11 protein-coding genes are annotated in these 12912 nt (G+C 66.1%); 8 read left to right on the forward strand and 3 right to left on the reverse strand.

Features of this window, described 5'->3' with window-relative positions; genetic code table 11:
• Nucleotides 1-9: 9 nt before the first annotated feature.
• Complete coding sequence (lpxH, locus tag ACSX1C_RS04755; RefSeq protein ID WP_439888465.1) at nt 10-732, reverse strand: UDP-2,3-diacylglucosamine diphosphatase; 723 nt, start codon at nt 730-732, stop codon at nt 10-12.
• On the reverse strand, nt 729-1223 hold the full coding sequence (locus tag ACSX1C_RS04760) for a peptidylprolyl isomerase (protein WP_439888466.1): 495 nt from the start codon (nt 1221-1223) through the stop codon (nt 729-731). The genes lpxH and ACSX1C_RS04760 overlap by 4 nt, the downstream gene beginning before the upstream one ends.
• Before the next feature lie 119 nt (nt 1224-1342).
• On the opposite strand from ACSX1C_RS04760, the gene ACSX1C_RS04765 reads away from it, so the two are divergent.
• The 3 genes from ACSX1C_RS04765 to ACSX1C_RS04775 all read left to right on the forward strand — a co-directional run bounded on the left by ACSX1C_RS04765 (nt 1343) and on the right by ACSX1C_RS04775 (nt 6536).
• Nucleotides 1343-3013, forward strand: coding sequence for a glutamine--tRNA ligase/YqeY domain fusion protein (locus tag ACSX1C_RS04765; RefSeq protein ID WP_439888467.1), 1671 nt, complete (start codon nt 1343-1345; stop codon nt 3011-3013).
• Entirely contained in the window at nt 3013-4398 is a 1386-nt protein-coding gene (cysS, locus tag ACSX1C_RS04770) for a cysteine--tRNA ligase (protein ID WP_439888468.1), read from the forward strand. The genes ACSX1C_RS04765 and cysS overlap by 1 nt, the downstream gene beginning before the upstream one ends.
• A 158-nt stretch (nt 4399-4556) precedes the next feature.
• Complete coding sequence (locus ACSX1C_RS04775) at nt 4557-6536, forward strand: UvrD-helicase domain-containing protein (protein ID WP_439888469.1); 1980 nt, start codon at nt 4557-4559, stop codon at nt 6534-6536.
• Nucleotides 6537-6552: 16 nt separating this feature from the next.
• On the opposite strand, the gene ACSX1C_RS04780 is transcribed toward ACSX1C_RS04775, so the two are convergent.
• Nucleotides 6553-8424, reverse strand: a complete 1872-nt coding sequence (locus ACSX1C_RS04780) for a sigma-54-dependent Fis family transcriptional regulator (protein WP_439888470.1) — start codon at nt 8422-8424, stop codon at nt 6553-6555.
• A gap of 310 nt (nt 8425-8734) precedes the next feature.
• Here ACSX1C_RS04780 and ACSX1C_RS04785 point away from each other — a divergent pair, with 310 nt between their 5' ends.
• Genes ACSX1C_RS04785 through ACSX1C_RS04805 form a run of 5 tightly spaced genes read left to right on the forward strand, consistent with a single transcriptional unit; the run spans nt 8735 to nt 12896 of the window.
• Entirely contained in the window at nt 8735-9829 is a 1095-nt protein-coding gene (locus tag ACSX1C_RS04785) for an ABC transporter ATP-binding protein (protein WP_439888471.1), read from the forward strand.
• Nucleotides 9829-10941 carry an ABC transporter ATP-binding protein gene (locus ACSX1C_RS04790; RefSeq protein WP_439888472.1) on the forward strand — a complete coding sequence of 371 codons (1113 nt, stop codon included), beginning with the start codon at nt 9829-9831 and terminating at the stop codon, nt 10939-10941. The genes ACSX1C_RS04785 and ACSX1C_RS04790 overlap by 1 nt, the downstream gene beginning before the upstream one ends.
• Nucleotides 10938-11804, forward strand: coding sequence for a carbohydrate ABC transporter permease (locus ACSX1C_RS04795; RefSeq protein WP_439888473.1), 867 nt, complete (start codon nt 10938-10940; stop codon nt 11802-11804). Before ACSX1C_RS04790 ends, ACSX1C_RS04795 begins: the two co-directional genes overlap by 4 nt.
• A gap of 8 nt (nt 11805-11812) precedes the next feature.
• On the forward strand, nt 11813-12613 hold the full coding sequence (locus tag ACSX1C_RS04800) for a carbohydrate ABC transporter permease (protein ID WP_318641622.1): 801 nt from the start codon (nt 11813-11815) through the stop codon (nt 12611-12613).
• A gap of 10 nt (nt 12614-12623) precedes the next feature.
• The gene (locus tag ACSX1C_RS04805; protein WP_439888474.1) at nt 12624-12896 is read left to right on the forward strand and encodes a DUF2160 domain-containing protein; all 273 of its coding nucleotides are present in this window, start codon (nt 12624-12626) and stop codon (nt 12894-12896) included.
• The last annotated feature ends 16 nt before the right edge of the window (nt 12897-12912 follow it).

The raw sequence follows: 12912 nt of genomic DNA on the forward strand, positions 1-12912 counted from the left end.
CAGCCCGGCTCAGCCGAGGGGGAAGGGCGCCAGTTGCCAGTTTTCTCCGTCGATCTGCAGGGCCCAGCCCTGCTTGTCCCAGTCGCCCAGCACGATACGTCGCGCCGGCTGACCTGAGACCTGCAGCTGATGTTCGGCCGGGCGGTGGGTGTGGCCGTGGATCAGCGTGCGCACGCCCTGGGCCGCCATGACCCGCGGCACCTCGGCGGGGGTGACGTCGACGATGTCGTTGGCCTTCATCGCGGTCTGGCTGCGGCTTTCCTTGCGCAGCTTGCGCGCCAGCTTGTGCCGGGTGGCCAGGGGCAGGTGGCGCAGGATGAACAGGCTCAGCGGGTTGCGCAGCCAGCGGCGCAGGCGCATGTAGGCCTCGTCCCGGGTGCACAGGCTGTCGCCGTGCATCAGCAGCACCGGCTCCCCGTTCAGCTCGATCCGGCTCGGGTCCTTCAGCAGGGTGCAGCCGGCCTCGCGGCAGAACGCCTGGCCGATCAGGAAGTCGCGGTTGCCGTGCATCAGGTAGAGGCGCGTGCCGCCGTCGCTCAGTTGGCGCAGGGCCTGGGCGATGGAGCGTTGAAAGGGGCTGATGGCGTCGTCGCCGATCCACACCTCGAAGAAGTCGCCGAGGATGTACAGCGCCTCGGCCTGGCTGGCGCGGGTCTGCAGAAAATGCAGAAACGCCCGGCTGATGTCCGGGCGCTCCTCTTCAAGATGCAGGTCGGAGATCAGTAGGATCACTCAACGATCTCGGCACGCTCGATGACCACGTCGTCGACCGGTACGTCCTGGTGGCCGGACTTCATGGTGGTGGCCACGCCCTTGATCTTCTCGACCACGTCCATGCCTTCGCTCACTTCGCCGAATACCGCATAGCCCCAGCCCTGCACGGTCGGCGCGCTGTGGTCGAGGAAGGTGTTGTCGGCGACGTTGATGAAGAACTGCGCGGAGGCCGAGTGCGGTTCCATGGTGCGGGCCATGGCGACGGTGCCGACCTTGTTGGAGACGCCGTTGTTGGCTTCGTTCTTGATCGGTGCGCGGGTCGGCTTCTGCTTCATGCCCGGCTCGAAACCGCCGCCCTGGATCATGAAGTTGCTGATCACGCGGTGGAACACGGTGTTGTCGTAATGGCCGGCCTTCACGTATTCCTTGAAGTTGGCCACGGTTTCCGGGGCCTTGTCTTCGAACAGCTTGAGGGTGATGACGCCGTGGTTGGTGTGCAGCTTGATCATGGGGGATTCGCTCTGTCGAGAAATTCGAAGGCCTGTCAGGGGGTTGACAGCTTCGGCTATGATAAGCGCTTTGTTTTAGCCGGCCTACCCTGCGCCGCACCTGCATGATCAAGGACCCCATGAGCAAGCCAGAGACTCCCGCCGCCACGAACTTTCTGCGCCCCATCGTCCAGGCCGACCTGGATTCGGGCAAGCACACGAAGATCATCACCCGTTTCCCGCCGGAGCCCAATGGTTACCTGCACATCGGCCATGCCAAGTCGATCTGCCTGAACTTCGGCTTGGCCAAGGAGTTCGGCGGCGAGTGCAACCTGCGCTTCGACGACACCAACCCGGCCAAGGAAGACCAGGAATACATCGACGCGATCAAGAGCGATGTGCAGTGGCTGGGCTTCCAGTGGGCCGGCGAGGAGCACTACGCCTCCGACTACTTCGACCAGCTGCACGACTGGGCCGTGGCGTTGATCGAGGCGGGCAAGGCCTATGTCTGCGACCTGTCGCCGGACCAGGCCCGCGAGTACCGCGGCAACCTCACCGAGCCGGGCAAGAACAGCCCGTTCCGCGAGCGCTCGGTGGCGGAGAACCTCGACCTGTTCGCCCGCATGAAGGCCGGCGAGTTCGCCGATGGTGCCCGCGCCCTGCGCGCGAAGATCGACATGGCCTCGCCGAACATGAACCTGCGCGACCCGATCCTCTACCGCATCCGCCACGCCCATCATCACCAGACCGGCGACAAGTGGTGCATCTACCCCAGCTACGACTTCACCCACGGCCAGTCGGACGCCATCGAGGGCATCACCCATTCGATCTGCACCCTGGAGTTCGAGGACCATCGTCCGCTGTACGAGTGGTTCCTGGCCAACCTGCCGGTGCCGGCGCAGCCGCGCCAGTACGAGTTCGCCCGGCTCAACCTGAACTACACCATCACCAGCAAGCGCAAGCTCAAGCAGCTGGTCGATGAGAAGCACGTCGAGGGCTGGGACGACCCGCGCATGTCGACCCTGTCCGGCTACCGCCGCCGCGGTTACACCCCGGCGTCGATCCGCACCTTCTGCGACATGATCGGCGTCAACCGCGCCGGCGGCGTGGTGGACATCGGCATGCTCGAGTTCGCCATCCGCGAGGACCTGGACGCCAACGCCTCGCGCGCCATGTGCGTGCTCAAGCCGCTCAAGGTGGTGATCAGCAATTACCCCGAAGGCCAGGTGGAAAACCTCGAGCTGCCGCGCCATCCCAAGCAGGACATGGGCGTGCGCGTACTGCCGTTCAGCCGCGAGCTCTACATCGACGCCGGCGACTTCGAGGAAAACCCGCCGGCCGGCTTCAAGCGCCTGGTGCCGGGGGGCGAGGTGCGCCTGCGCGGCAGCTACGTGATCCGCGCCGACGAGGCGATCAAGGACGCCGCCGGCAACGTCGTCGAGCTGCGCTGCAGCTACGACGAGAACACCCTGGGCAAGAACCCCGAGGGCCGCAAGGTCAAGGGCGTGATCCACTGGGTGCCGGCCGCCGAGAGCGTCGAGTGCGAAGTGCGCCTGTACGACCGCCTGTTCCGCGCGGCCAACCCGGAGAAGGTCGAGGAGGGCGCCAGCTTTTTGGACAACATCAATCCAGAATCATTGACTGTGCTGAAGGGCTGCCGCGCCGAGCCGTCCCTGGCCCAGGCCCAGCCGGAGGAGCGCTTCCAGTTCGAGCGTGAGGGCTACTTCTGCGCCGACCTCAAGGACAGCCGGCCGGGCGCCCCGGTGTTCAACCGCACCGTGACCCTGCGCGACTCCTGGGGAGGTCAGTGATGGCGCTGTCGATCTACAACACCCTGAGCAAGACCAAGGAAGCCTTCCAGCCGCTGGTGGGCAACCAGGTGCGCATGTACGTGTGCGGCATGACGGTCTACGACTTCTGCCACATCGGCCATGCGCGGGTCATGGTGGCCTTCGACGTGATCGCCCGCTGGCTGCGCCATAGCGGCTATGCGCTGAACTACGTGCGCAACATCACCGATATCGACGACAAGATCATCAAGCGTGCACAGGAGAACGGCGAGCCGTTCGAGGCCCTGGTCGAGCGCATGATCGCCGCCATGCACGAGGACGAGGCACGACTGTCGGTGCTGCGCCCGGATCAGGAGCCCCGCGCCACCGGCCACATCGCCGGCATGCACGGGATGATCCAGACCCTGATCGACAAGGGATTCGCCTATGCCCCGGGCAACGGCGACGTCTACTACCGGGTCGGCAAGTTCGAAACCTACGGCAAGTTGTCGCGGCGCAAGATCGACGAGCTGAAGGTCGGCGCGCGCATCGAGGTCGACGAGGTCAAGGAAGACCCCCTGGACTTCGTCCTGTGGAAGGGCGCCAAGCCGGGTGAGCCGAGCTGGGATTCGCCCTGGGGCAAGGGGCGGCCGGGCTGGCACATCGAGTGTTCGGTGATGTCCACCTGCTGCCTGGGCGAGACCTTCGACATCCACGGCGGCGGCCCGGACCTGGTGTTCCCGCACCACGAGAACGAGATCGCCCAGAGCGAGGCGGCCACCGGCAAGCTCTACGCCAAGGCCTGGATGCATGCCGGCGCGGTGCGGGTGGACGGCGAGAAGATGTCCAAGAGCTTGGGCAACTTCTTCACCATCCGCGAGGTGCTGGACAAGTACCACCCCGAGGTGGTGCGCTACCTGCTGGTCGCCAGCCACTACCGCAGCCCGATCAACTACTCCGAGGACAGCCTCAAGGAAGCCAAGGGCGCCCTGGAGCGTTTCTACCATGCCTTGCGCGGCCTGCCCGAGGCGGCGCCGGCCGGCGGTGAGGCCTTCGCCGCGCGCTTCGCCGCGGCGATGGACGACGACTTCAACTCCCCGGAAGCCTGCGCCGTGCTGTTCGAGATGGTGCGCGAGGTCAACCGTCTGCGCGACAGCGACCTGCAGGCCGCGGCCGGCCTGGCGGCGCGCCTCAAGGCGCTGGCCGGGCTGCTCGGCGTGCTGCAGCTGGAGCCGGATGCCTTCCTCCAGGCCGGCGCCGCCGGCCGGGTCGACGCCGCCGAGGTCGAGGCGCTGATCGCCGCGCGCCTGCAGGCCCGCGCCGAGAAGAACTGGGGCGAGTCCGACCGCATCCGCGATCAGCTCACCGCCATGGGCGTGGTGCTGGAAGACGGCAAGGGCGGCACCACCTGGCGCCTGGCCGAGTAAGTCCGAGTCCGAGCCACGAGAAGGCCGCTTGAATGCGGCCTTTTTGTTGGCCGGGCTTTGTGCGCAGCCGATAGGGGGCAAGGGGCGCGTGACTCAGGTCTCTATAAAATCCCTTATTATTCAATGGTATATACAGGCAACCTAATGGGAGGCGGCGAATGTTGTCAGCTGTCAGGCGCTACAAGGCGCTGGTCTCCGACGTTCTGGTGCGTTACTTCCCGCGTACTACGGCCTATCTGCGGGCGGAGAGGGCCGGTGCCCTGGGCGGCCCCTCGGCCAAGACGCCGGTAAAGACACGGGCCAAGGCGAAGCAGGGCGGCGCCGGCAAGGCGAAAGCCACGGGGGCGCGCAAGGCCGCCAAGCCCCGCGGCAAGCCCAGGTCGAAGAAGGCGCCCGCCGCCGGCATCTATGGCCCCGGCCGGGTGAGGGTCGAGGAGCGGCAGGTCCAGGCCATGCGCGAGAAGGTGGACCAGGCGGTGGCGGCGGGGTTGATCGGCCCGCCGTCGGACGAGCAGTGGGCGATGATCCTCGGCGATCGGCCCTTGACCCGGATCTTCGCCGGGGCGGGTTCGGGCAAATCCACGACCCTGGTGCTGCGGGTGGTGTTCATGCTGGCGCACCTGGGGATCGACCCCGCGCGCCTGACGGTGATCTCCTTCACCAACGCGTCCTGTGCCCAGCTGCGCGAGCAATTGCTTCGGCTGCTGCGGTTCTGGCACTGCCCCTTCGATGCCGAGGCGGCGCGGCGCTGCGTGCGCACCTTCCATTCGGCCATGGCCACGCTGGCCCGGGAGGTGCTGGGCACGCCGGTGTGGTTCGAGCAGCTGGACGACAAGCGGGCGGCGGCCGAGGAGCCGGACAACCCGCTGGCGGTTTCGCGCCTGCGCCCCGCCCAGCGCCGCCTGCTGCAGCAGGCCTATCAGCGTTGCTATGACGAGGAGGCGGAGTTCAGGTGGCGGGTGCACGCCTTGCTCGGCCAGCCGGAGCCGGTCCCTGCGGTCCGGGGGGCGAAGGCGCCGCTGGACGGCTACAGGCTGGACGGCGAATTCACGCCCGTGCCGCTGTTCGAGGCCTTCTATGGGCAGGCCGGGTTCATGCAGAGCATCGGCATCGAACTGGACCGGATGCGCCCCGAGACGCTGGCCTGCGCGGCTGGCGAGCGCCTGTTCGTCGAGGCCCTGCTGCTGTTCTGGCGCGCCTTCGAGTCCTGCCTGGACGAGCAGGGCCTGATGACCTTCAACGGCGCCTTCCTGCGCCTCACCCGGCTGTTCGAGCCCGGCGAGGGCGCGGCCTCGACCACGCCGCTGGCCCCCCTCAGCCACCTGCTGATCGACGAGTTCCAGGATATCTCGCCGCAGATCGTCCAGTGGTTGCGCGCCGTACACGGCAGTCTGGCGCGCCAGGGCGAGGCGGTCAGCCTGATGGCGATCGGCGACGACTGGCAGTCTATCTACGGCTGGCGGGGCAGCTCCCCCGAGCTGTTCATGGACTTCGATCGCCACTTCCCGAGCCGGGGGCGCTCGCAGCGTAGCCAGGTGCTGCTGTTGACCACCAACTACAGGTCGGTCGAGCCGGTGATCCGCGATGCGGAGGCGGTGCTCGACGCCGTCGAGGTCAAGCAGGCCAAGTCCAGCCAGGCCTTCCGGGCGGTGCGCCCCGGCGATCACGGCGTCAGATTGAGCACGGGCTTCGAGATCAAGCAGCACCTGCCCAAGCTGCTCGAGGAGATCGAGCAGCAGTGCGCCCGGGTGGCCAGCCGCGGCACCACCGAGCGTACGGCAGTGCTGGTCTTGAGTCGGCGCAACGAGCCGCTGCGCGACATCCAGACCGGGTTGGACAGCCGCTTGCCGGTCAAGGCCTACAGCATCCACCGGGCCAAGGGCCTGCAGGCCGAGGTGGCGATCATAGTCGACGACTGCGTGGCGCCGCAGCCGCACCCTCTGCGCAATGCGCTCTATGCCTACTCGGGGCTGTTCCGCAACAGCTACGACCAGGCCATGCGGGACGAGAGCCTGCGCCTGGCCTATGTGGCCATCACCCGCGGGGTGAGCCGGGTCATCTGGTTCACGCGCCGGCCCGAGGGGGCGACGCAGCTATTGGCGGCCAGGGCCGGCCGGCACGCCGCCTTGGCCTCCTGAGGCCGCGCCTGGCCGACTAAGGCTTCAGGCCCTGTTCGCGCAGGCGCTTGTACAGGGTATTGCGGCTGACCCCGAGGTGCCGGGCCAGGTGCGAGATATTGCCGCCGCAGGCCTGGTACTGGCTGGCCAGGTCAGGGTCGCCGGTCTCGACATGAGGCCGGGGCTTGTGGTGTTCGAGGGGGCTGTCTGGGCCGCTGCGTTCGGCCAGGTCGGCAAAGAAGTCGTCGGGCAGGTGCTCGGCCCGAATCGGTTGCTCCTCGGCCATGACCAGGGCAATCTGCAGCACGCTGCCGAGCTGGCGCAGGTTACCCGGCCAGGGGTGTCGCTCGAACAGTTCCAGCACCTCGCGGCTCAGCCCCGCCCCTTGCTGGGGTTCGCGATGGTGGTTCCACAGGCGCTGGAACAGGGCCTGCTTGTCGCTGCGCTCGCGCAGCGGCGGCAGTTCCAGGTTGAGGCCGCTGATGCGGTAGTAGAGGTCCTGGCGGAACAGGCCACCGTCGACGTCCTGGCGCAGCGGGCGGTTGGTGGCTGAGATCAGGCGGATATCCACCGGATACAGCTCGCTGCTGCCCAGGGGCTGCACGCAGCGCTCCTGCAGCACCCGCAGCAGGCGGGCCTGTACCCGTAGCGGCATGTCGCCGACCTCGTCGAGGAACAGCGTGCCTTTGTGGGCCTTGCGGATCAGGCCGATGCTGCCTTTCTGGTTGGCGCCGGTGAATGCCCCCTTCTCGTAGCCGAACAGTTCGGACTCCACCAGTTCGGCGGGGATGGCCGCACAGTTGACCGCAATCAGCGCCTGGTTGGCGCGGGAACTGGCCTGGTGCAGGGCCTTGACGAAGACTTCCTTGCCGACCCCGGTCTCGCCGTGGACGAGGATCGGGATGTCCTTCTCCAGCAGGCGTTCGGCCTGGCGCACGGCCTTGGCCACCCGCGGGTCGCCGAGGTCGATCGCGTCCAGGGCGAGGGCCTGGGCGCTATTCGCTGTGCCGGGCGGCGGCGCGGGGCGAAAGTCCCGCGCCTGGATCGCCGCGGCCTGCTGCGGGCGCTTGAGCAGGCCGTGAAAACGGTAACGGCCGGCGCCGCGCAAGGCGAACGGCAGACCTTCGGGCTGATTGAGCAGTTGCCGCAAGGGCAGATCGAACAGGCTCTCCACCGTCACCCGTGACAGGCTGATGCCCAGCAGGCTGTCGGCGCGGCGGTTGGCGGACACCACCAGGCCGGTCTCGTCGAAGATCAGCAGGCCGGCCCACTGGCTGTCCAGGTTGTTCAGCCCGGTGTTGAAGATCAGCTGGAAGTAGCGGCCCTGGAACAGGTTGAGGATCAGGCGGTTCTCCACCGACTGGCTCATCATCTTGACCATGCCCAGGGTGTGGGAGGGCGGCAGGTAGCTGTCGCTGGAGACGTCCAGCACGCCGATCATCTGCCGCTGGGCGTCGAAGATCGGCGAGGCCGAGCCGGTCATGAAGCGGTTGGCCTTGAGGAAATGCTCGTCGTGCTGGATATGCACGGCCTGGGTGCTGCTCAGGGCGGTGCCTATGGCATTGGTCCCGGCATGGCGCTCCAGCCAGCTGGCGCCGGCGACGAAACCGGGCGCCAGGGCCGGTTCGATAAAGCGTCGGTCGCCCCAGGACTGCAGCAGCTGGCCCTGGCTGTCGGCCAGCATGATCAGGCAATTGGAGTTGGCGAGGATGTTCTCGTAGTAGGGCAGCACCTCCCGCTGGGTGGTCTGCACCAGAAACTGCTGCCGCTCCAGCAGGGCCGATACTTCGCCATCGGTCGGGGGGCTGAAACTCGGGGGGCTGTGGTGGAGCAGGCCGTATTCACGGCAGCGGGCCCAGGAGTCCTGGATGATGGTCGCGTGGGGAAGCGCTTGGCTGGCGTCCTTCATAAGGTGGTCCGATCACCTGCATGTTCTTGTTCTTATCGGGCGGCAAATCGCTGTGCGCCGTCGTTATCCAGCGCGCAGGATGTTGTTCGCCCCTGTTCATTGTCAACGCCTGCGCTGTTCAGTTGTTCAGGCTGAACAGTGTTCAGCTGTTCAGGAGGGTGTTTCGGTGGTGACGGGATTCTGATTAATCCATAAGTATTTCAATGGCTTGCAGATTATTAAGGTGGGCGTGGATGAGCTGGCATGGTTGTCGCTATGTCCTGGCAAGGCGGTTCATACCGCAGGACATAACAACAATTAAGGGCACGCCATGTCGCTTACCCTCGAACATGTCAGCCGCATCGTCGACAACCAGGTCCATATCGACGACGCCTGCCTGACCTTCGAACCCGGTTCCTTCAATGTCTTGCTCGGTCGCACCCTGGCGGGCAAGACCAGCCTGATGCGTCTGATGGCGGGGCTGGACAGGCCGACCAGCGGCCGCATCCTGATGAACGGCGCGGACGTGACCGGTGTGCCGGTGCGCAAGCGCAATGTGTCGATGGTCTACCAGCAGTTCATCAACTACCCGACCCTGACGGTGTTCGAGAACATCGCCTCGCCGTTGCGTCAGGCCGGGGTCGGCCAGGCCGAAATCGTGCAGAAGGTCGAGGAAACGGCGCGCATGCTGCATATCGAGAAGCTGCTGCAGCGCCACCCGTTGGAGCTGTCCGGCGGTCAGCAGCAGCGCACGGCCATGGCCCGGGCACTGGTCAAGGAGGCCGACCTGGTGCTGTTCGACGAGCCGCTGGTCAATCTGGATTACAAGCTGCGCGAAGAGTTGCGCCAGGAGATGCGCGAGCTGTTCCGGGCGCGCCACACCATCGCCATCTACGCCACCACCGAGCCGAACGAGGCGCTGGCCCTGGGCGGCACCACCACCGTTCTCCACGAGGGCCGGGTGGTGCAGAGCGGCAAGACCGCCGAGGTCTATCACCGGCCGCAGCGGGTATTGGCGGCCGAACTGTTCTCCGAGCCGCCGATCAACCTGCTGGACGGGCAGGTCAGTGCCGCCGAGGTGAGTTTCGAGAACGCCGTGCATTTCCCGCGCAACCCCGATCTGGGCGAGTTGGGTGAGGGCGCCTACCGTTTCGGCGTGCGCCCCAGCCACATCGGCCTGGTGCCGTCCAACGACGACGACCTGGAGCTGGCGGTGACCGTCGAACTGGCGGAGATCAGCGGCTCGGAGACCTTCCTGCATGTGGGCAACGAGCACTTCTCCCTGGTCCTGCATCTACCGGGCGTGCACGAGTACGACGTCGACACGCCGATCCTCATCTACATCCCGACCCACAAGCTGTTCGTCTTCGATGCCAACGGGCGCCTCGCCCAGGCGCCCAGCCGCCGCATGGGGAGGAGTGCCTGATGGCCGAGATACGCTTGCATAACCTGGCCCACAGCTACAGCCGCACGCCGACCGGGCCCCAGGACTACGCCATTCGCGAGATGAACCACGTCTGGGAGCAGGGCGGGGCCTATGCCTTGCTCGGCCCCTCCGGCTGCGGTAAGTCGACCCTGCTCAACATCATCTCCGGGTTGCTCAAGCCGTCCCACGGCGAGGTGCAGTTCGACGCCAAGGCGGTCAACGCGCTGCCCCCGGAGCAGCGCAACATCGCCCAGGTTTTCCAGTTTCCGGTGGTCTACGACACCATGACGGTGTTCGACAACCTGGCCTTTCCCCTGCGTAACCAGGGCCTGGCCGAGGCCAAGGTGCTGAGCAAGGTGCACGAGATCGCCGAGGTGCTCGACCTGCATCCGCTGCTGCACAAGAAGGCGCGCAACCTGACCGCCGACGAGAAGCAGAAGGTCTCCATGGGCCGCGGCCTGGTGCGCGACGACGTGTCGGCGATCCTCTTCGACGAGCCGCTGACCGTGATCGACCCGCACCTGAAATGGAAACTGCGGCGCAAGCTCAAGCAGATCCACGAGCAGTTCAACATCACCATGGTCTACGTCACCCACGATCAGCTGGAGGCCTCGACCTTCGCCGACAAGATCGCGGTGATGTACGGCGGCCAGATCGTCCAGTTCGGCACGCCGCGGGAGCTGTTCGAGCGCCCCAGCCACACCTTCGTCGGCTATTTCATCGGCAGCCCGGGGATGAACCTGATCGAGGTGGAGCGCTGCCCGGGCGGGGTGCGCTTCGGCGCCATCGAACTGCCGCTGGCCGATGCCCTCAACCGGCGCCTGGCCGAGTGCGGCGGCCAGCGCCTGCAGGCCGGCATTCGCCCCGAGTTCGTGCACGTCTGGGAGGGTCCCTACGAGGGCGCCTTGCGTAGCGAGGTGGTGCATGTCGAGGACCTGGGCACCTACAAGATTGTCACCCTGCGCCTGGGCGAGCAGCTGCTCAAGGCACGCTTGCAGGAGGACCAGCAGGTGCCGCACAAGCAGGCCTACATCAGCTTCCCGGCGCAGTGGCTGATGCTCTATGCCGACGACGTGCTGGTCGAAAGCGCACAGGCGGAGGAGCAGGCATGAGCAAGGTGCACAACAACCGGGCCTGGTGGCTGGTGCTGCCGGTCTTCCTGCTGGTGGCCTTCAGCGCCATCGTGCCGATGATGACGGTGGTCAACTATTCGGTGCAGGACATCTTCGACCAGTCCAGCCGCTACTTCGTCGGCGTCGACTGGTTCCGCCAGGTGCTGCAGGACACCCGCCTGCACGACTCGCTGCTGCGCCAGTTCGTCTACTCGGCCTGCGTGCTGTTGATCGAGATTCCCCTGGGGATAGGCATCGCCCTGTGCATGCCGACCAGGGGGCGCTGGGCCTCCTTGTGCCTGATCCTCATGGCCATCCCGCTGCTGATCCCGTGGAACGTGGTCGGCACCATCTGGCAGATCTTCGGTCGCGCAGACATCGGCCTGCTGGGTTGGAGCCTCAACGAGCTGGGGGTGGCCTACAACTATGCCTCCGACACCGGCGACGCCTGGGTCACGGTGCTGGTCATGGACGTCTGGCACTGGACCTCGCTGGTGGCCCTGCTGTGCTACTCGGGTCTGCGGGCGATACCCGACGTCTATTACCAGGCGGCGCGCATCGACCGCGCCTCGGCCTGGGCGGTGTTCCGCCACATCCAGCTGCCCAAGCTCAAGAGCGTGCTGCTGATCGCCGTGATGCTGCGCTTCATGGACAGTTTCATGATCTACACCGAGCCCTTCGTGCTCACCGGCGGCGGGCCGGGCAATGCCACCACCTTCCTCAGCCAGACCCTGACCCAGATGGCGGTCGGCCAGTTCGACCTGGGGCCGGCGGCGGCGTTCTCCCTGGTGTATTTCCTGATCATCCTGCTGGTGTCCTGGCTGTTCTATACGGCCATGACCCACGACGACACGCATCGCTGAGGCCGACCATGAGCATACGCAAACGTCTGGTGCTGCTGGGCTACCTGCTGTTCCTGCTGGTGCCGATCTACTGGCTGCTGAACATGTCGTTCAAGAGCAACACCGAGATACTCGGCGGGCTGAGCCTGTGGCCGCAAGGCTTCACCCTGGACAACTACCGGGTGATCTTCACCGACCCCAGCTGGTACCGGGGCTATCTCAACTCGCTCTACTACGTCAGCCTCAACACCCTGATCTCGCTGAGCGTGGCGCTGCCGGCGGCCTATGCCTTCTCGCGCTACCGCTTTCTCGGCGACAAGCACCTGTTCTTCTGGCTGCTGACCAATCGCATGGCGCCGCCGGCGGTGTTCCTGCTGCCGTTCTTCCAGCTGTATTCCTCCATCGGCCTGTTCGACACCCATATCGCCGTGGCTCTGGCCCACTGCCTGTTCAACGTGCCGCTGGCGGTGTGGATTCTCGAGGGCTTCATGTCCGGGGTGCCCAAAGAGATCGACGAGACCGCCTATATCGACGGCTACAGTTTCCCGAAATTCTTCGTGAAGCTGTTCATCCCGCTGATCGGCTCGGGCATCGGCGTGACGGCGTTCTTCTGCTTCATGTTCTCCTGGGTCGAACTGCTGCTGGCGCGCACCCTGACCTCGGTGGAGGCCAAACCGATCGTCGCGGTGATGACCCGCACCGTGTCGGCCTCGGGGATCGACTGGGGCGTGCTGGCGGCGGCCGGGGTGTTGACCATCCTGCCGGGCATGCTGGTGATCTGGTTCGTGCGCAACCACGTGGCCAAGGGCTTCGCCCTGGGTCGGGTTTAAGGAGAAGACGATGGAATGGATGGCGTGGACCCTGCCGACGGGCCTGTTCTTCGGGGCCATCGCCCTGACCCTGGTGGGCATGACGGTCTGGGAAATTCGTTCGCCCTGCATGGAGCGCAAGGGCTTTCTGCCGATTGCCACCACTCGGGGCGATCGCCTGTTTATCGGTCTGCTCGGCAGCGCCTACCTGCACTTGCTGGTGGTCGGCGCGACCGACTGGAGCGTCTGGATAGCCTCGTTGCTGTCCCTGTTGTGGCTGTTTGCAGTGATGCGCTGGGGCTGATCCGCGGCGCCCGGGC

The organism is Pseudomonas sp. MBLB4123 (assembly GCF_051904775.1).
GTDB lineage: Bacteria > Pseudomonadota > Gammaproteobacteria > Pseudomonadales > Pseudomonadaceae > Aquipseudomonas > Aquipseudomonas benzenivorans_B.